Genomic DNA, 19,508 nt, shown 5'->3' on the forward strand with positions numbered 1-19,508 from the left:
TCCGTTCATTTGCGAACGGACTGGCTTGTTTCATAAAATCTTTTCTCCGGGACGCTTCGCTTTATTACCTTTGCAGCCGGAAAAACGTCTGTCGATGAAAAAGAGTCTTATTGCGCTGGCTTTCGGAACCCTGGCGCTGGGGATCGCCGAATTCGTGATGATGGGGATTCTGCCGGACATAGCGTCCGACCTGCACGTCAGCATCGCCGAAGCCGGACACCTGATCTCGGCCTACGCGCTGGGCGTATGCGTAGGCGCCCCGATGCTGATCCTGGCCCGCAAACACCCATTGAAACGCATCCTGCTGGTACTGGTAGCCGTCATCATGGCCGGAAACGTCTGTGCGGCCCTCGCCCCGAATTTCTGGACGCTGATGGCGGCTCGGTTTGTCTCGGGACTGCCGCACGGCGCTTATTTCGGGGTCGGTTCGATCGCTGCCGAAAAACTGGCGGACAAGGGGAAAGACTCCGAAGCGGTCTCCATCATGATAGCCGGCATGACGATCGCCAACCTGCTCGGCGTTCCGCTGGGTACGGCGCTCAGTTCGATGCTTTCATGGAGAGTCACTTTCCTGCTGGTGGGATGCTGGGGAATGATCGTCCTTTACTACATCTGGCGATGGATTCCGCCGGTGGAAAATCTACCGGACACGGGATTCCGGGGGCAGTTCCGCTTCCTGCGATCACCGGCCCCGTGGCTGCTCATTTTCGCCACGATGCTCGGCAACGGCGGCGTATTCTGCTGGTACAGCTACGTCAGTCCGATGTTAGTGCACGTTTCGGGATTTTCCCCCGACAGGCTGACCCTGCTGATGATACTGGCCGGTTTCGGTATGGTCGTGGGGAACCTGACCGGCGGCCGTCTGTCCGACCGGTTCACTCCGGGCCGGGTCGCCGCCGTTTCGCAGGGATCGATCTTCGTAATCTTGCTATTGCTGTTCTTCACCGCACATACGGCCTGGCTCGGCGCACTGCTGATGTGTCTGTGCACCGCAGGACTGTTCGCCGTATCGAGCCCGCAGCAAATTCTGTTGATCCGCTACTCCAAAGGCGGCGAAATGCTCGGCGCCGGAAGCGTGCAGGTAGCATTCAATCTCGGAAACGCCATCGGAGCCTATTGCGGCGGATTGCCGCTGGATGCGGGATTGGGATACCAGTATCCGGCTTTGGTCGGAGCGCCTTTCGCCCTGGCCGGTTTCGTCCTGCTGACCGTATTCCACCGCAAATACGAACGGAGTCGGTAAACCGTGCGGAAGACGAAAGATCCGTATTTGATATGTGTCTTTAATCTGTCTGAAAAAGATAAGAAACGGTCTAAAACCCTTCCGGAAGCGGGAAAGTATACATCGGCGCTTCGGTGTTCGAATTCACCATGACCAGCACCTGATTGACCGTATCTATATCGAATCCGTTCACGCGACGATTCAATTTATATTTCCGAAGCATCGTACCGTCAAGATCATATACCAATAGTTGATCAGAGCCATCCGGAACATTTTTACCTCGCCGTACAAGTTCAATCATTTCTTTACGATCCGCTCCCCGGATGACGTCCGGTACGCCTCCTTCGCCTATTATTGAAATGATCCCGTCATGCCCCTGCTTATATATCTCCAAAAGATCTCCGAGCTGGGACACGTTTACGGCTATTTTCGGTTTTTCTTGATAGGCAATCGATGAATTCCACAACGAAGTCATATATTTCTCCAATACCGATCGACGTTTTACATCGACGTAATCAGGCAACTCAACCTTTAACAAAGGCATAGTATCCGATGCAGACAGTTCAACGAAATTCCTCTCCTTCGAATTATGGATTATAAAAAGGCCCCGCGGAGTAACTTTGTAATTCAAAACGGGACTGAAACCGGTAGGATAGTATATACATGTGTCGGGGTTATCGCTTCCTTCGGCGGTAAGACAATACCCGAACGAAAGCGCCGTCGCCGGCGTGAAGATCCAATATGAAAACCAATGAATCGGCCAATCTGATTTTATACGGATAGAAGAAAACTGTTTCACGCGGCATCGAGCAACGCCTCCTCCACCTGAGTGACGGACATCATTCCGCATGAACGCATGGGAGAAGGGCTGGGCATGTACGGACTTTCGATGGCCATATCAACTGCCGTGGCACCCGCATTGGGTCTGGCAATGATGAACCTATTGCGCTTCGTTTGTAAATGGTAGAATCCGCAATTGAATCGCTATCGGATATAGGGAATACAAATGTAAGAGTTCGTTATTGCTATGAAAGCGCAAACGTGGTCGTATGCTATGTATATTCCCTCTGGCTTTAGTCAGAATAGATATTTATAAACGGCTCACGATTTTTCAGGCTTGGGCTGGCAATAGAATTTCATCTGAATCAAAGTAAATCGGATAATTCTTTGTAATTCGCGTTTTGGGTATTAAATTTAACATTGAATAGGTTAGAGTAAGACGAACGCCTCAACTTATCAAGTGGGGAGAGTATTGCCGAGCGATAGGGTTCTCCGACGGATAGGCCCGTAATCTCGTGAACATGCGGCCCGTCCGTTTTTCCAGTAGTCTATATTCAAGCGAACACTCCCAACATTTCGATGCAGAAAATGCCGAAGCGAGGCTCACAAAGGATGAGAAAGGCCCCGGAGGGTTTCAACTGTTCATCGACCAAATACCGATTCTGAGATGGTTCCGGCAAAAGGCGAAAGAGTTTTTGGAGCATATCGGAATCAAGATCAAAGACCGCGAGCAGGGTCGGGGAATAGGGATGAGATAAATCCTAAACCCGGCATTTCATTAATATATTAGACAAATTTTCGTATATTTACCGCGATAAACCAATTAATTAAAGGCGAGCCTATGGCATAAACGGAAATATACAAGACATAATATAAAAAGCGTTAGCTTTTATTCTTGCTTCTGAAATTACCACTTTTAAAGCGATCAAGAGTAAAGTTAATGCCTGCGGAAACGTGGGCTTTACTCATTTATTTGATCGCAGGTTGTGGTAGACCTCAGAAGCAGATAAAAAGGTACTGTCCCACGTCTTTTTATGTGTAACTAAAACTCCGCCGGGGGACGGGCGGAAATGATTTATACAAATGAAAAAACATCTGTTTTTATTGATGCTTTCAACGGCGATTCTTGCCGGTTGCAGCAAAAACGAAGGCGGAGAAGGCGAGCCGTTCACTCCGCCCGCACAGGAACAACTTACGCAAAACGCCTATGCCGATAACGAGAGTACGGGCGGCGGCTTTTCTTTCACGGCCAGCGCCCCCTGGACGGCGACCGTGAACGAAGTGCAGGCGCAGGCTTCGGCATTGGCATCCGTACAAACAAAATCCGTTACACGGGCTGCCGACAACAACGGCAATAACGTAGTCTGGCTGAAACTCTACAACGGCGACAAGGAGGCTTATAGCGGCGGGGCCGGGACGATTACGCTCCGCATCGAGATCGACCAGAACTATACGGGAGAACGGCGCGAGGCGACGATTACCATCCGTTCGGGCAACAACACCTTTACCGTAACGGTCGTTCAGGAGGGAACCAAGCAAGACGGCAGCGAGAACGAGCCGCCGGTCAAAGTGACGAAGATTACCCTCGACAAAACCGAACTTTCGTTGGATGCAGGAGCTAAAACGACGCTGACCGCCACCGTAGAGCCTGCCGACGCCACGATCAAATCGGTGGTATGGTCGAGCAGCAACCCTGCCGTTGCGGACGTAAATCCCGTAACCGGCGAAATCACCGCGATAGCCGACGGAACGGCGACCGTTACGGCTACCTCTTCCTCTAACAAAGAAGTGTCGGCCTCTTGCGCGGTAACGGTGGGCGACGACGAACCTGTCGTACCCGATCCCTCGAGCTACGCTCTTGTCAGCCGGATCGAACGCACGGTAACTTATTGGAATCAACTCCCCACTTCGGATCACGATGAAGAGGAGGCGACCTATACGTTCGAATACGACGACCATAATCGCGTTTCGTCATATACGATCGACATCCGCCCCACCAACGATCCGGAAGGTTCGAGCCAACTGGTCAGCAACATCGACTACTCGGCACCGGATCGTCTCCGCATCGAGGATCGGTGGTCGGACGCCGGAACACAAACCTACGACGTCCTGCTGAACGACAAAGGATACATCCGACAGGGCAAATCGCATCCCTATTCCCATGACGAAGATAATTATGAGTTTTACACCTATGAGATAGAATATAACGACGAAGACCGTATCTCGCGCGTCGCCTACTCCAATACGTGGAACACGTATACCTATAAAGACGGTGTGCTGTCGGGCGGTTCCTATTCCGACGGAGCTCAGCCGGACGAAGTGTCCGGGTTCGAGCAATATTTCAACCAGACGCCGAACGACAAGTTGAATCTGGACATCAATATGCTCTTTTTACCGGATATGCTATTGGAAGAAACCGAAGACGGAGAGGTGCCGGGCCGGCTCGGGCGCTTGGCTCTGCTGCGCCTGGCGGGTCGCGGTATGGACCGTTACACGACAATATTTACCGGATGGAGTGACGATGAAGAAGTCGCTGGCGCTACTCAGGGCTATCCGGAGCCCAATGTGACGGTTCATAAGAGTTACGAATACTACGCTTATGTCGAGGACACGGAGAAGCGCCTGGATTACGTCTTTAACGACGACGGTACGGTCGCTTCGGTCACAGCACACGCAACCGTGGCCAAAATCAAGCATGAATACGACATCGTGGTAGGTAATGAACCCGTCCATCCCGAATACCCTGAAGCAGGATATAAATACGAAATCAAAAACAGAAAAGATACCGAACTGGATCGCGGTACGAATTCGGCCGTCTATTCGTTTACCTACCGCTAATTTCTTGTATAACTAAAGAAGACAGACTACGATATAACTTTTTAATCTATCTTTTAACGATACGCAAATTATATGAAAGAGCATCCCTCCGAATGTGGGATGCTCTGATTTTATGTGTTTGCCATTGCGGAGCAGTTAATACGAGGTAAAAGCATAAAAATATCTGCACGGATTCCCGGAAATTCACTATCGTTTATGAATCTATATTCTTTTAATTTTGTCCATATTTCTTTACTCAGATTCGGGATTGTAAATGCTCCCAGCTATTGTCATACCCTTTTTGATGATTGCTAAGTGATATTATCACGGAAATTGTCCTATCTGTTTTTAATTCCATCAAATAAAATGCCGTACAAATTTAAAACAAAGCCGCCTCACAGTGCACTGTGAGGCGGCTTTGTCGAGGTCTGAAGCGGATTCGAACCGCTGTAGCAGCTTTTGCAGAGCTGTGCCTAGCCACTCGGCCATCAGACCCTTTCGGGAGTGCAAATATACGATAATATTTCATACGCCCAAAATTTTACAGGACTAAATCTCCCATTTTCATACGGATATTCCTTTAAGGTGTGCTGCTTTTGTTCGGAAACGGATAAAAACGTACCGCGAAATATAAAATCGATCTCGGCACCTTTCGCAACGAAGCGTGGCGGACATTCGGCCGATATGAACTTTTTCGCCGTCCAACACAGGGAGAACACAACTGGAGATCAGCCGGTAATTGTACTGTTTCTCTTCTCTGCCCGATTTACTTTGTGACGGCATGTTTCAATAAACGATTCCTGCATCCATCGCTTACCACCTGATGTAATCATTTCATTATTTATTTTGAACTTTTTGTGTTTCAGGGAGTAGTAAAGCGTGATTTAGATCCGGTCTCTGTTATTCAATACGTTTCTCGGTATGCCGGGAAACGGTGAAAATTCAGCAAGTACAACCATAATCATACCTTGTGCGCCTGGGCGACGTTGCCCAGAAAAATCAAACGAAATATGATAATAGGTTATTTACGGGTAAGCACCGGGAAACAGAATCCGGGCAACCAGCAGGACGAGATCCGGCGTTTCGCCGAGAGTCGGAATTGGATCGTAGACAACTGGGTTACGGAAGTGGCCAGTGGCAGCAAACGGGAACAGGACCGCAAACTTGGGACTTTGCTCCGTAAGATGAAACGGGGTGATACGCTGATCGTAACGGAAATCTCGCGCCTGAGCCGGACGCTCACGGATGTGATGGCGATCATGGGCAGGTGCCTGCAAAAGGAGATCAATCTTTACACGACCAAAGAGGGTTACACATTCGACAACAGCATTAACAGTAAAGTGCTTTGTTTTGCATTCGGATTGGTCGCCGAAATCGAACGCAACCTGATCTCGATGCGCACCAGAGAGGCGCTGGCCCTACGCAAAGCCGAAGGCGTGGTGCTTGGCCGCAGAAAGGGCAGTTATACGAAGTTCAACGTGCTGACCGAGAATCGGCAGCACGTTATCCGGATGTTGCATCAGGACAAATCCGTCACCGACATATGCAAACGTTTCGATCTCTCGCGGGACACCTTCGATAAATTCCGCCGGAGCTACCCATCGGTACAGCAAGCTCTCCGGGAGAAAGAAATGCGACGGGTACGGCGTTTCCGCAGCAATTGCTTACAAACGCTTACCTAAGGCTGGTATTTCAAGAGCCCGAAGATACAACTTCGGGCTTAATTCTTGGTTAAATCGTTGGTTTACAACAGCAAACCTACAAAAATTCGAAACGATTTCCAAATAAATATTGCAAATATATATCACACAACAAGTTGCCAAAAGTATGTTTCATTGCTTTTTAGGTTTACACCTCCTTTTATTCATATACCACGAGATAACCAACGTTTAAACGGACAAGAAAGTTCTTTTGTCTGTTTCGATAGAAATTATATAACAACGAATGATTTGTTTTAAGAAAAGCATTTCAGGCCGCGAATGTCGTTCGAGAGCGATCCGGATGGTCTTTCTGCTCGGATTCCTGTCATACGGATTTACCGTTACGGCCCAGGAGACGCGCAGCGATGTGTCTGCGGGCAATAATGAAAGTTTTCGGCAAACGACGAATACGCTCACCGACGGACAGGATACGGTTGTTTTCCGTTTCGCACCCAAGCGCCGCATGTTCTGGGCGGATTACAAGGGGAATGCGGCCGCTCTCGATTCGCTTACCCGATCCATCCGACAACACAAGCTCTCGATCGAATCAGGCAATATGAAAGTGCGCGTACTGGGATTCTGTTCCTCGTACAATTCCCCACAGGAGAATCTTGCCACTGCGAAGAACCGGAGCAACCAGGTCAAATCTTATTTTATCGTTCGGGAAGGGCTGAAAGAGGAGCATTTCCGCACGACGAATTCCACGCGCCGGTGGCGCGGGATGACGGACGTGATCGCGGTGGCTTATTTGTTTCAAAACACGAAGGCAATCGCGCATTCCGACGTACAGTCGAATCGTTGCGTTGTGCCGGCCGATTCGTTGTCCGAAAACGAAGCTCCGGCATACCGGCGGACTCCGGAACCCGCTGTCGAACCTGACGCGCCTGTCGCGGAGAGGCCCGCGGAACCGGAATCCGAACCCGCGCAGCCGGTTGTCGAGGCTTTGGCAGGCGCGCTGGGCGATCCCGTTCGTCCCCGCCAGCGGTGGGCCGTCAAGACGAACATAGCTTATCTGGCCGCCACGGTAGCCAACCTCGGCGTGGAGCACAGCTTCGGCGATCACTATTCGGTCGATCTTCCGGTCATATACAGTCCTTACACCGTGGCGCGCGATTACCGGCTGCGTTTTCTGGCGATTCTGCCGGAGTTCCGCTACTGGCTCGGCACTCCGATGAAAGGACACTTTTTCGGGGCGCATCTCCATATCGGGGCGTTCAATATCTCCGTGGACAAGCATACGCGCTACCAGTCTCCCGACGGTTTCTACGGCGTGGGGCTGAGCTATGGCTATATGTTGCCATTTGCCCGCCATTGGGCGGCTGAGTTCACCGTCGGCGCGGGATACGTCCATACGAAGTACGATGCTTATTACAATATCCCGAACGGAGCCCGCTACGAGAAAGGCATCCCGTACAATTACTGGGGGCTTACGAAGGTCGGGATCAACCTGGTTTACAGATTCGGAAAATAAGGAGGAGAGGCGATGAAAAAAACAATACTATACACCGTGTGCCTGTTCGTCCTGACGGTGACGAGCTGCGATAAAACCGTGCTGGAGTTTCCCGAAGGCGAAGGCGCCGATCCGACGCTCGTACGGATGAATCTCTCGCTTGAGGTCGATCCCTCGATCGAACTTTATACGCCCTCGCGCTCCAAGACCGCAGGCACGGATGAAACCCACCATGTACGTTGGATCGTCGAAGTGTTCCGCGACGAAATAGACGGCGCTCCCGTCGAACGCCGCGTTTTGTGCTGCGACAAGGCCGCGGACGGCAAACATACCATACAAACCTCGATCCCCCTCCATGCCGCCAGATACCATGTCGTAGCATGGGCAGACTATGTGGACAAAAGTTCTACGGAGGATAAATACTATACGATAGGTTCGCTATCGTCGATCTGTATTCCCGAACCGGAGGAGTACATCGGCGACGAAGAGCATAAGGATGCCTATGTCGGGCGGCAGGCGTTCGATCTGACCGTTTACCGCGACCGCTGGAACGAGACCGCGGAGTGCGCGATAACGCTCGAACGCCCGATGGCACAAATCGAGTTCATCACCACCGACGTCGATAAGTTTCTCGACGATCTGGCAGCGAAAAAAGAACGGCAAGGCAGCAGAACTGTCGCGGACAACCTGCTCGGCAGCGCGCCCGACCTTTCGTCCATTCAGGTCACGGTGGACTATGCCTGCTACTTCCCGTCGAGTTTCAATGCCTATACGAACAAGCCCAACGACGCCTGCTTGGGCATGTCGTTCGGATGCTGTATGACGCCGCTTACGGAGAAGGAAGCGCACCTGGCCGGCGATCACATCTTCGTCAATGGGGCTGAGTCGGCCGTAACGATCAACCTGACCCTGCGCGACGGCGATGGCAACCTGCTGAACCGCATAGAGGGGATCAACGTCCCGATCGTGCGGGGCAAGCTGACCGTGGTTCGCGACGAGTTCCTTACAAGAAGTTACGCACCCGGTATCGGCATCGATCCCGGGTTCGACGGAGAGATCGATATTGTAATACCAGATTAACCCGACCCGACGATGAGAAAGATATTTTACTTGTTTTTGATTCCGATCCTTTTTGCCGGTTGTAACAAAGAGAGGGAGACGCTGCCGGAACCGGCGCCGGTCGGCGGCATGATCTCCGTCCGTTCGCAAAAAGAGCTTTCGAACGAATCGCAGAATTCCTCCGCCATACGCAGCGATGCCTTCTCCCGCGCCGCCGATGCGGCTGTGACCTACACTTTCGAGGCATGGACGCACGATGCGAATCCACGCTGCGTGTTGCATAAATCCGTGACGGGGACACTGACGGAAGCGGCATTCGAGATCGCGCTGATTCCCGGAAATTACGACTTCCTCTTCTGGGCCGATTACGGCAAGGGAGCCTATGCGACCGACAATCTGCGGCAGGTAACCGCAACGACCGCTTATACGCTTGCAGCCGCAAGTGAACGCGACGCCTTTGCTTGCGCCAAAACCGGAGTAACATGGAACGGTGGCAACGGTGTGTCAGCCACGCTTATGCGTCCGATGGCAAAACTGACGATGCAAAATACCTCGCCGTTTGCCACAGACGGCAAGATGGTTTCGATCACTTATCGGAACACCCCAACGCAGTATGACGTACTGACCGGTACGTCATCCGCTCCGGCGGCGGAGATAACGCTCCCGTTCCCGACGACAACGGCAGGATCGGCCGCGGTCGGCGAGGATTTCATTTTCGTTCCGGCAGAAGGGAAATCCGTCGGTCTGACGATCACAGTGGGCGATGTAGAGAAAGAACTCGACGCGCTGCCGCTGAAACCGAATTATATAACCAATGTAACAGCCGTATTCGAATGACGGAAGACCGAACGGAATATGAGAACAGAACATACTATAAACTATTGATTTACAAAAATTAACTAATTTTTACAAAAAGATAAACCCACTAACATTAATATATCATGAAAAAAATTTTACTTGTAGCCGGTATGCTGATGGCACTGACCGCATGTCAGAAAGACGAGGGGATCGTATCCGATACGGCAACTACGTCCTCGTTTACGGTAACGATTCCGCAAGGCGAAACACCAACCCGTGCCGTGACCGATGCTTTCGGTACCGGTACATCGGCTAACCGTTGTATCCTGGAGATCTACCACGGCGATCGGCTGTATGATCGTATCGAAAAAGGAGTGACCGCCAAGACGGTTACGTTCGATAACCTGCGTCTGGTGGCCCAGCAAACCTACGACTTCGTATTCTGGGCCGATTGCGCCGATGGCAGCGAAGGAAATTTTACGGATCGGCATTACAATACGCAAAGCCTGAAAGCGATTTCGAATCGCGGGAACTTCGAGGGCAACTCCGACAAGCGCGATGCGTTCTTTGCCAAAGAGACATTCGAAGTGACCGGCGCATTCTCGAAACCCGTAACCCTGACCCGTCCTTTCGGCTTGCTGGTCGTCAAAACCAATGACCTGAACGAAATCAAGGACGAGGCGCTGAAACCTACGGGGTACACGGTCGCTTTCAAAGGGCTTCCCACCACATTTAACGCCCTGACGGACGAAGTGAGCGGCCCGGCCGACGTGACTTATACGGCAGGAGAACTCGCCAAGGACGACGGTACGATCTCAATGGATTTTCTTTGGGCCACCAATGCCGAGGCTGCGCTCTCCGATTTTTCGATGACGTTCCTCAATAACGGTACGACAATCTGCACCAACGATGCCTTTACCAATATTCCGATCCGCCGCAATTACCGCACCAACGTATCGGGTAACCTTCTGACCAAGCAGGGCACGATCAATGTAACGATCGATCCGGAGTTCCAGGGCGATATTCCGCGGGACATCGATCAGGTGAAAGATATCGCGGCGGCCAACGAGGCATTCGCGGCGGGCAAGACCAACGTAATCGTGACCGACGTCCCGACAGACGACGCTACGCTCATTCTCCCTTCGACCGAGGCTCCCGTATCGGCCACGCTGCCTGCTCTGACAACGAAACTGAAAGTCCAGTATTCCGGCGCGGCAGGAGCGAAACAGCCTGTTACTTTCCACTTGACGACATCGAGCAGCGCAACCGTCGAGATCAAGGCTCCGAACTCCACCGTCACGCTCTCCGGTGCTCAATACGCTGATGTGACGGCTACTACGGCAGCCAACACGCTCATCGTCAGCGAAGAGACGACTATCGAACAACTGACCGTAAAGAGCGGGAACGTAGAGGTTTACGGATCGGTGAGAACGATCGTCTCGAAACCGGCCGGTACGATCTTTACACTCTACGCTTCGACGGTTGAGCAACTCCGAGATTTTGCTTCAGGCGTGAAGGCCGGGACCAATGTCTACAACAAGGTAATACTCGCCGCCGATATCGACTTCAAGGGAGCTGTATACACAATCGAAAAAGCGAGCGGTTTGGAGTTCGACGGTCAGGGTCACAAGTTATCGAACTACAAGGTGGAAAACACCCAGACGGCCGGATTGATCTGCGACGCCATTTCGGTGACTGTCCGCAACCTTACGGTCGAAGGAGCCACGGTACGAGCGCTCGATGACGGCAGCGGAAACGCTTATGCGGGTGCGCTTGTCGGCCGTTCCTACGGCACTATCGTCTTCGACAACTGCCAGACTGTCAATTCGACGGTCGAAGGCATCAACAAAGTGGGCGGCATGATCGGTTTCGTTGCCGAAAATCGCCTCGAAGCGACCGACTGCAAGGTCATCGGCTGTACGATCTCGAACATCGACATCGCCGAAGAGTCGGGCCAGACCGGCGGTTTCGCCGGATATCTGGGCAGCCTTTACAGCTCCACCTGCTCATTCACGAACTGCTCGGTCGAAGATACCGAAATCAACGTTTACATGAATCGGAACGACCGTACCATCAGCAAATTCATCGGTTGTTTCCAGGGGGATCAGGCAACGGATATCGTTTCGATTGACAACTGTTCGGTGAAGGACGTCACACTCAACGGCATGAACGAAATGGCCCGGTCGTTCGTTTCGACCTACGGCGATCTGCTTGGCGGACAGCGCAACGGCAACGGTACAGTAAAGATTACCAACAGCGATACGGATATCTACATCTCGACAAAAGAACAACTGTTCACTTTGGCTTCGATGGTAAATGCCGGTGAAGCCTTTGCTCAAAAGAAGGTAAAACTTGCTAACGATATCGATTTGAAAAACGAATCATGGACCCCGATCGGAAACGGCAGTCGTTCCGGCTCCATCCCTACAGGCAACCAGTTCAAGGGCACGTTCGACGGTAAAGGCCAGACGATTTCGAACCTGAATATCAATACGACGAAAGGTACGGACTTCGCCGTCGGCCTGTTCGGTGTCGTGAACGGAGGCACGATTGAGAATCTCAAACTCCAAGAGGTAGCCGTTGATGTGCCGACCAGCGAAATGGCTGCCGCCGCCGTCGGTATGCTGACGGGCGGAGGTGCGGTCAGCGGTGTCGAAATACTTTCGGGACATGTTACGGCCAAACGCGGTAACGGCGCTATCGTAGGTCGTATGATCAAGGGCGGCACGATCAGCGGATGCAAGAACTATGCTAAGATAACCGGTACGGGAGCGAATGTCGGCGGTATCGTAGGTGCGGCTTACTATACCGCCGAGAGCCAGACGATGACGATCGAAAATTGCGAGAACCACGGACAGGTAACTGGTACTGCCGGAGTTGTCGGCGGTATCGTCGGCTTGTCGGCCGCCGACGTATCGAATTGCGTGAACGAAGAGGCCGTCACGGGCGCGGGCAATGACGTGGCCGGTATCGTCGCCGAGCAGCAGAACGCCGGCAGCGTGAAGAACTGTACGAACAATGGCGACGTCCACAACAACAATACCGCTTCTTACGGTACGGCCGGTATCGTAGGTTGGATACGCTACAACGGTGCGGAACAGGATTATCCCGTCAAGAACGTGATCGAAGTAACGGGCAATACGAATCACGGTGCGGTCAGCGGCGGCAACGATGCGGGCGGTATCGTGGGTACGGTCTACAACCTCGGTAAGGTCAACGACAACAAGAATTTCGCACCCTCGCTCCAAGCAGCCACGTTCGCCGCAGGTATTGTCGGCAATGCACAGTTTACCGAAACGGCGGTCGGCATGACCGAACCGAATTCCGTCGAAGTGAAGAACAATGTTTCGACCACCCCCAAAGAATCAATCACCGGTAACTGTACAGACCTGTATGTGTATATCAACAATCAGGAATTCGTAACGGCCGGGAACAACCGGAACTCCGAATAAAGCGATTGTGGTACTCCGGCCGCATGACCGGACAACTTACAACCCGGAGGAGTCTAATCGCTCCTCCGGGAACAAAAAGGCAAACACAGAATTCTTATCACCACAAAAATTACAAACTGCCGGATTGCAAAACAATTCGCTAAAATTAATTGTATCATGAGGAAATTTTTCTTATTAGCGGCGGGCCTTGCACTGACCTTTACCGCATGTCAAAAGGACGAGGGCCTCGTATCCGACGGAACAACCGCCCAGACGATTACCGTCACCATCCCGCAAGGAGTAAAAACCCGTGCTACGGCAACGGACTTCGGCAACGGTTCGCAGATCGACCGTTGTCTGCTTCAGATCTACCGGAACGGCCAGCCCTACGGAGAGCAACAGACGGCGACGGTAATGAATAACGCCGCTACGTTCAACCTGCGTCTGGTGGCTCAGCAAACCTACGACTTCGTATTATGGGCCGACTGTTCGGCTGACGGCGGCCGTTACAATACGGACGACCTGACCCGAATCGCCCTGAAAGACGGCGTATCGTATACGGGAAACGACGATAAGTTCGATGCCTTTTTCTTCTGCAAAAAGGACTACACGGTTAGCGAGTCTTTCTCGGAGAAATTCACGCTCCGTCGTCCTTTCGGCCAGATGAACGTGAAAACCAATGACATGGGGGACATTCCCGCCAACGCACCCGACCTGAAACCCGCGAAAGTCAAGGTAAAGTTCACGTCTCTTCCGACCGCGTTCAATGCCTATACGGGGCAGGAGAGCGGCGAGACTGCTGTGGAATACGAGGCCAACGTGCTTAATGCAAACGGCGAGCTGACGGTCGACTACGTTTGGGCTCCTGTCGAGCAGGCTACGCTGGCCGACTTCTCGATGACATTCTACGGCGCCGACGGTAGCGAAATATCGACCAACAGCGACTTCAAGAACATTCCGATCCGCCGCAACTACCGCACCAACGTATCCGGTAACCTGCTGACCAAGCAGGGTGCGATCAACGTAGAAATCAATCCGGAATTCGAGCAGCCCGACATCAACGACTATCCCGAACTGCGTGCCGCGTTTGCCAACGGCGGTAGCGTCACCCTATCGGAGGATGTGACGATTAAGGCTCCGCTGGTCGTGGAAAGCGGCAAGACGGTCGAGATCGACCTGAACGGCCACGACATCATCAATACGACATCACTTCCTGATGGAGAATATGGAAACACCACCGTATTCGAAGTGAAAGGTGACGCGACCCTGAATATCAAAGGCGACGGCAATGTTCAGGCTATCGGGACTAATCCCAACGAAGACGGCTACCGCATGGCGGTATATGCCCTTGGTAATTCGACCGTGAACATCTACGGAGGCAATTTCTTTAACGACCAGGATTATAAAGATCATCAGGCCCAACTCGATCTCATCTACGCAGATCAAAACGCCATTATCAACATTTATGGAGGTACGTTCGAATCGAAGAGTGCCAATGACAGAGGCTATTGGGTATTGAATTTGAAAGATGGTTCGAATGCTGCCATCAATGTGTACGGAGGCACGTTCGTCAATTTCGATCCTTCGAGTTCGATGACGGAAAATCCGGTTAAGAACTTCGTCGTTGCGACTTCCTCCACCGTAAAGATTAGTGAAGCCCCCGCACCTAACGGTACCTACGAAGTCGTTCCCGAGGGAGGAGTGGTGAGCGTCCCTATTGAAGTAAATGATGCGGAGAGTCTAACCGAAGCGTTGTCTAATCCGGTAGTGGCCAATATCGAGGTTGCGTCCAGCATCGACCTCTCGGAAAAGAGCGCCGAAGAACTTACGTTCTCAGAACACAAAACCATCGACATCAAAGAGGGTGCGACCGTCCTGCTCGGTAAAACGAACTTCCTGACGGCTGAAAAGGGCCTAACTCTGACCGGGGAGGGTACGATAAACAATACTTCGGAGGACAACAGCGACCTGGGTAACGGCTACCAGAAATCGCTGATCCATGTCATGGGCGGAGAGTGCGTTATCGACGGCGTTACCCTGATTAACGACCCCGAATACCATTGGCATGGAAACTCATCAACGGGGCATCCTTACAATAGTGCGGCAATCGCTTATTGGAATGATGCGAATGTAACCATAAAGAACGCCAGGATCATTTCGGGCGAGTTCACCGTCTGCGGTATGGGACGCGACGTCGCCAGCGGAGAGATCACCCTTGTTGACAGTTATTTCGAATCTACTTCCTCAAATAAGGATAACGGTACGCACTGGGCTTACGCAATGCGTCTGTTCGGCTCGAAAGTAAGAATCGACGGTTGCGAGGTCAAAGGCATTCAGGGCGGCATCTCCATTGAAAGTTGTCAGGATGCGGTCATCAGCAGTGGCAAGTATTACACGGTAAATACGCCGGGGCAGATAGATGCCTTTTATGCGTTATATATAACCAACGGCGCGAAAGTCACGATTACGGGCGGAGAGTTTTCCGCAGCCAATGACCGGTCCGGGGGGGTTGCAGATCGAGGGAACGAGCGCTGTCGTGTCGGGCGACAATGACGTTGATCTGCCGACCGGAAGCGTAATTCTCAAAGGCGGTAAATTCAGCGGCAAAGCTTATAACCATACAACCTCGGTCGTTTACGAACCGGCCACGGGTTACAAGTGGCAGACGATCGAAGGCGGTGGCGATTTGAAATGGGAAGTTGTCGCCGAATAAGGCAGGGGGTCAAGTTGGAGTGACCCAAACCCGATAAAACACCGATTACCCGATAGGGGTTAAACTATGTACACAAACAAAACAAAAGCGACTGTTATGTCGCTTTTGTTTTTTACGCCCTTAAATTTTGCGAAAACGAGTTGTCAAAACGATATTCAACTTTCGTTTCAATTGATTGCACCTTCGTGCATCACGCCCCGTTAGACGGCTACCGCACATAGCGCTCCTTTATCGAAAAAGAGTAATCCTGTCCGGGAGACGCTGCCGTCAGCCGACCGATGAAGCGATCCGGCGCAGCATACGGCGGATGATGATCCGATGAAACGGCCGGATCAGTGCGAAATAGATCCGGCCGAGCCGGTTATGGTATTGCACCGCCGTGGAAATACTGATTCGCCGCACCCCGTCGGGACGGGGGAGCACGCTGAGCGAGACCGTAAAGATCAAATGTTTATCGTCATTGGACAGTACCGCTTCCCGCTCCGATTCTTCGACGATCGCTTTCCGGAAAACACGGGATTCTCCCGTCTTCAAACCGAAAGGCGCAACGAGCGCATTACGGATTTTCATCAGCCCGTTCACCCAGCGCGGAGTATCGGAGAAAACGGATTCCAACAGTTTCCCGGGACGCAATTCCGCATCGGAGTTTACGTCGAGACTGTAAGAGTCCGAATAATCGGCCCGGATCGGTTCGGCGGAATCCGCATCGGAATACATGCTGAAAAAATTTAAAAACGCGGTTTGAGAATTTCGGAATACAGCACGGCCATTTTCGGATCGAAACCGCCCGGAAACGCCCTTTCGGAAGAAGCCGGTTCCGGCTCCGTAGCAAGCTGCGGAGTAGGGGAATTCCCCTGATCCGCGGTAGACATCGGCTCCGGCGCGTTATCTCCGACCATGTCGTCGTACGAAAAGACCGTACGGTTCTCGAACGCTTCGATCGCCTCGTCGTCGTAAGACAGCATCTCCGTCGGCAGCGCGTCCGCATCCGGAACAGTCCGCTGCACCGGACGCGAATCGGCCGCAGATTCCGTATCGGCTCCGCCCCCTTTTTTAAGTTCGCGCATCAGGTCGTCCCACGGAGAATCGGACGGAGCGGTATCCGCCTGCTCCTCGCTTTCGGAAACCGGTTGTTTTTTCTTTTTCGCAGCGGAAATTATTGCGAAGACAGTAATCAGAAGTACCGGAAGCAACTCTTTCAGATCCATAGCTATTCGATTTTATTTTCCACCCGGTTTACCTGCTCGACCCCCTTGATCCGGATCACCTTGTCGATAATCATCTTCAGATCCTTGATATTTTTCACATAGAGGCTGATCCGCCCTTCGAAGATACCGTCGTGGCTCTGGATATGCAACTCCCGGATGTTCGTGTTCAGCTCGCCGGTAATCACCTGCGACAGTTCCATCAGGATCCCGATCCGATCGATTCCGCGCAACTCGAGGATCGACAGGTAGGACATCGCCTTGTGGCTCGACCAGGTGACCGGCGTCAGACGATTGCCGTGCTGGGCAGCCAGTTTAATCAGTTCGTTGCAGTTTTTCTTGTGAACGTCGATCTTGTGCGTATCGGGATTGCTGTAACCGACAACTTCGTCGCCCGGAATCGGATTGCAACACGGGGCGATCTCGAACTCCGGATCGTCCGCATCCTCCGGCGATGCGCCGTCAATTACCTTTTTCCCTTTTTTCTTATCGTCGCCTCCGAGGAACTTGAATGGATTCGGTATCTGCAACGTCCAGAATTTCAAAATCTTATTGGCAGGATTGTCGCGCAGGATCTTTTCGATCCCGTCCAGTTTCAGGATGCCGGCCCCCAACTTGCTGTAAAACTCGTCCTTCGTAGCGCAGTCGTAAGCAGGCAGCACTTTCCGGAACACGCGGGCGCTCGGCACGATGCCGAACTCCTTGAGCTTTCCTTCGAACAGCACGATCCCGTTAGCGATGTTATTGAGATTCTCCTTTTTCAGGAAAACCATGATCGACTGCTTGGCCTTGGTCGTAATCACATGATCGAGCCATTCGGCCTTCGGCTTCACATTTTTCGACGTGATGATCTCGATCTGGTCGCCGCTGCTGATCGGTGCGAAAATCGATTCGATCTTCCGGTTGATCTTGGCGCCCATCGCGCTGTTGCCGATCTTCGTATGAATCTCATAAGCGAAATCGAGCGCCGTAGCGCCCTGAGGCAATGTCCGCGAATCGCCTTTCGGCGTAAACACGACGATCTCGTAGGTATAAAGGCTCAGTTTGAAATTGTCGAGGAATTCGACGGCATTGTCCGTCGGGCTGTTCAGCGCTTCGCGCACCTGCTTCATCCAACGGTCGAATTCGCCTTCCTCCTTCGACAACTCGCCCGATTTGTACTTCCAATGCGCGGCGAATCCCCGCTCGGCAATCTCTTCCATCCGCTGCGAACGAATCTGCACCTCGACCCACACGCCGTCGGGACCCATCACCGTGGAGTGCAGGGCCTCGTAACCGTTCGCTTTCGGAATGTTCACCCAGTCGCGGATCCGATCCGGTTTCGGCTTGTAAATATCGGTTACCAACGAGTAGATGTGCCAGCACTGCGACTTTTCGGGAATCAGCGGCGAAGGCCGGAACACGATGCGAATCGCGAAGAGATCATAGATCTCTTCGAAAGCGATATGCTTGCGCTGCATTTTGGCCCAGATCGAATAGATCGACTTGACGCGCCCCGATATTTCGAAGTCGATATCGTTGCCCTTGAGCTTCTCGATAATCGGCTGACTGAATTTTTCGATAAATTTCGACCGGTCGGCTTCGGTTTCCTGGATCTTGGCTTCGATCTGCCGGTAATCTTCCGGGAAACGGTATTTCAACGACAGATCCTCCAGTTCGCTTTTGATCGCGAACAACCCCAGGCGGTAAGCCAACGGAGCGAACAGATAGATCGTTTCGCTGGTGATTTTCATCTGCTTATGCGGAGGCATCGATTCCAGCGTACGCATGTTGTGCAGCCGGTCGGCGATCTTGATCAGGATCACCCGGACGTCGTCGGAAAGCGTCAGCAGCATTTTGCGGAAATTTTCCGCCTGCTCCGAAGCGCTGGTTTTGAAAACGCCCGACATTTTGGTCAGTCCGTCCACCATCAGCGCGATTTTGGGTCCGAAACGGCTTTCGATATCCTCCACCGTATAGTCGGTATCCTCGACGACATCGTGCAACAAGGCCGCGATCACCGACTTGACGCCGAGGCCGATTTCATCCACGACGATCCGGGCCACCGCCAGCGGGTGCACGATGTAAGGCTCCCCGGAACGGCGGCGCACTCCCTCGTGAGCCTCCTTCGCCAAGAAAAAGGCCCGTTTGATCAGATCCCTGTCATATTCATTTTTACAGATTTTGGCACAACTCCGCATCAGTTTGTCAAACTGCTCGCCAATCATGCGTTCATCTTCCTGCGAATAACCCATCAATCTCCCGTTTTACATACGCCGACATCAATCCCTTGCCCGCCGAGGACAAGACAAAACATGTTTTCGGGTACGCCCCGGACGGAATCAGGCTGTGTC

At 52.4% G+C, this 19,508-nt stretch carries 13 protein-coding genes and 1 tRNA gene; 9 read left to right on the top strand and 5 right to left on the bottom strand.

From position 1 onward, the window contains the following. The first annotated feature begins 94 nt into the window (after positions 1 to 94). Positions 95 to 1,243 carry an MFS transporter AraJ gene (gene araJ / locus C1A08_RS00905; protein ID WP_101570746.1) on the top strand — a complete coding sequence of 383 codons (1,149 nt, stop codon included), beginning with the start codon at positions 95 to 97 and terminating at the stop codon, positions 1,241 to 1,243. A gap of 70 nt (positions 1,244 to 1,313) precedes the next feature. On the opposite strand, the gene C1A08_RS00910 is transcribed toward araJ, so the two are convergent. Further along, complete coding sequence (locus C1A08_RS00910) at positions 1,314 to 1,709, bottom strand: hypothetical protein (protein ID WP_147387020.1); 396 nt, start codon at positions 1,707 to 1,709, stop codon at positions 1,314 to 1,316. A 1,376-nt stretch (positions 1,710 to 3,085) separates the two neighbouring features. Between C1A08_RS00910 and C1A08_RS00920 the strand changes: the two genes are divergently transcribed. Further along, positions 3,086 to 4,840 (top strand): Ig-like domain-containing protein, encoded by a 1,755-nt coding sequence (locus C1A08_RS00920; RefSeq protein ID WP_101570754.1) that lies wholly within the window; start codon positions 3,086 to 3,088, stop codon positions 4,838 to 4,840. Between the two features lie 403 nt (positions 4,841 to 5,243). Here C1A08_RS00920 and C1A08_RS00925 read toward each other — a convergent pair. Further along, positions 5,244 to 5,314: transfer RNA gene (locus tag C1A08_RS00925), tRNA-Cys, on the bottom strand. Positions 5,315 to 5,829: 515 nt separating this feature from the next. On the opposite strand from C1A08_RS00925, the gene C1A08_RS00930 reads away from it, so the two are divergent. From C1A08_RS00930 to C1A08_RS13340, 7 genes are all read left to right on the top strand, one after another. Beyond that, positions 5,830 to 6,501, top strand: coding sequence for a recombinase family protein (locus tag C1A08_RS00930; protein WP_101570756.1), 672 nt, complete (start codon positions 5,830 to 5,832; stop codon positions 6,499 to 6,501). Between the two features lie 262 nt (positions 6,502 to 6,763). After that, positions 6,764 to 7,990, top strand: coding sequence for a DUF3575 domain-containing protein (locus C1A08_RS00935; RefSeq protein WP_101570758.1), 1,227 nt, complete (start codon positions 6,764 to 6,766; stop codon positions 7,988 to 7,990). Positions 7,991 to 8,002: 12 nt separating this feature from the next. Continuing rightward, positions 8,003 to 9,049 (top strand): DUF6562 domain-containing protein, encoded by a 1,047-nt coding sequence (locus C1A08_RS00940; protein ID WP_101570761.1) that lies wholly within the window; start codon positions 8,003 to 8,005, stop codon positions 9,047 to 9,049. 12 nt (positions 9,050 to 9,061) lie between these two features. Beyond that, positions 9,062 to 9,865, top strand: coding sequence for a DUF6562 domain-containing protein (locus C1A08_RS00945; protein ID WP_101570765.1), 804 nt, complete (start codon positions 9,062 to 9,064; stop codon positions 9,863 to 9,865). A gap of 104 nt (positions 9,866 to 9,969) precedes the next feature. After that, a complete protein-coding gene (locus C1A08_RS00950; protein ID WP_145996486.1) occupies positions 9,970 to 13,278 on the top strand; it encodes a DUF6562 domain-containing protein in 3,309 nt (1,102 codons plus the stop codon). 156 nt (positions 13,279 to 13,434) lie between these two features. Continuing rightward, positions 13,435 to 15,810 (top strand): DUF6562 domain-containing protein, encoded by a 2,376-nt coding sequence (locus C1A08_RS00955; RefSeq protein WP_257937024.1) that lies wholly within the window; start codon positions 13,435 to 13,437, stop codon positions 15,808 to 15,810. After that, positions 15,794 to 15,970: a hypothetical protein gene (locus tag C1A08_RS13340; RefSeq protein ID WP_182424181.1), complete on the top strand. Its 177-nt coding sequence runs from the start codon at positions 15,794 to 15,796 to the stop codon at positions 15,968 to 15,970. The genes C1A08_RS00955 and C1A08_RS13340 overlap by 17 nt, the downstream gene beginning before the upstream one ends. 267 nt (positions 15,971 to 16,237) lie before the next feature. On the opposite strand, the gene C1A08_RS00960 is transcribed toward C1A08_RS13340, so the two are convergent. From C1A08_RS00960 to C1A08_RS00970, 3 genes are read right to left on the bottom strand one after another with little or no spacing between them, the layout of a single operon-like run. Then, positions 16,238 to 16,687 (bottom strand): DUF2867 domain-containing protein, encoded by a 450-nt coding sequence (locus C1A08_RS00960; RefSeq protein ID WP_101570768.1) that lies wholly within the window; start codon positions 16,685 to 16,687, stop codon positions 16,238 to 16,240. A gap of 11 nt (positions 16,688 to 16,698) precedes the next feature. Next, a complete protein-coding gene (locus C1A08_RS00965; protein WP_101570769.1) occupies positions 16,699 to 17,178 on the bottom strand; it encodes a hypothetical protein in 480 nt (159 codons plus the stop codon). A 2-nt stretch (positions 17,179 to 17,180) separates the two neighbouring features. Next, complete coding sequence (locus tag C1A08_RS00970; RefSeq protein ID WP_101570771.1) at positions 17,181 to 19,409, bottom strand: RelA/SpoT family protein; 2,229 nt, start codon at positions 19,407 to 19,409, stop codon at positions 17,181 to 17,183. Between the last annotated feature and the right edge of the window lie 99 nt (positions 19,410 to 19,508).

The sequence above is a fragment of the Alistipes sp. cv1 genome (genome assembly GCF_900240235.1).
Taxonomy (GTDB): Bacteria; Bacteroidota; Bacteroidia; order Bacteroidales; family Rikenellaceae; genus Alistipes_A; species Alistipes_A hominis.

Excerpts from the sequence above, each read along its gene's own strand:
- araJ (WP_101570746.1), top strand. The coding sequence starts at position 95 with ATGAAAAAGAGTCTTATTGCGCTGGCTTTCGGAACCCTGGCGCTGGGG.
- C1A08_RS00945 (WP_101570765.1), top strand. The coding sequence starts at position 9,062 with ATGAGAAAGATATTTTACTTGTTTTTGATTCCGATCCTTTTTGCCGGT.
- C1A08_RS00920 (WP_101570754.1), top strand. The coding sequence starts at position 3,086 with ATGAAAAAACATCTGTTTTTATTGATGCTTTCAACGGCGATTCTTGCC.
- C1A08_RS00970 (WP_101570771.1), bottom strand. The coding sequence starts at position 19,409 with ATGGGTTATTCGCAGGAAGATGAACGCATGATTGGCGAGCAGTTTGAC.
- C1A08_RS00930 (WP_101570756.1), top strand. The coding sequence starts at position 5,830 with ATGATAATAGGTTATTTACGGGTAAGCACCGGGAAACAGAATCCGGGC.
- C1A08_RS00965 (WP_101570769.1), bottom strand. The coding sequence starts at position 17,178 with ATGGATCTGAAAGAGTTGCTTCCGGTACTTCTGATTACTGTCTTCGCA.
- C1A08_RS00935 (WP_101570758.1), top strand. The coding sequence starts at position 6,764 with ATGATTTGTTTTAAGAAAAGCATTTCAGGCCGCGAATGTCGTTCGAGA.
- C1A08_RS00940 (WP_101570761.1), top strand. The coding sequence starts at position 8,003 with ATGAAAAAAACAATACTATACACCGTGTGCCTGTTCGTCCTGACGGTG.
- C1A08_RS00955 (WP_257937024.1), top strand. The coding sequence starts at position 13,435 with ATGAGGAAATTTTTCTTATTAGCGGCGGGCCTTGCACTGACCTTTACC.
- C1A08_RS00960 (WP_101570768.1), bottom strand. The coding sequence starts at position 16,687 with ATGTATTCCGATGCGGATTCCGCCGAACCGATCCGGGCCGATTATTCG.
- C1A08_RS00950 (WP_145996486.1), top strand. The coding sequence starts at position 9,970 with ATGAAAAAAATTTTACTTGTAGCCGGTATGCTGATGGCACTGACCGCA.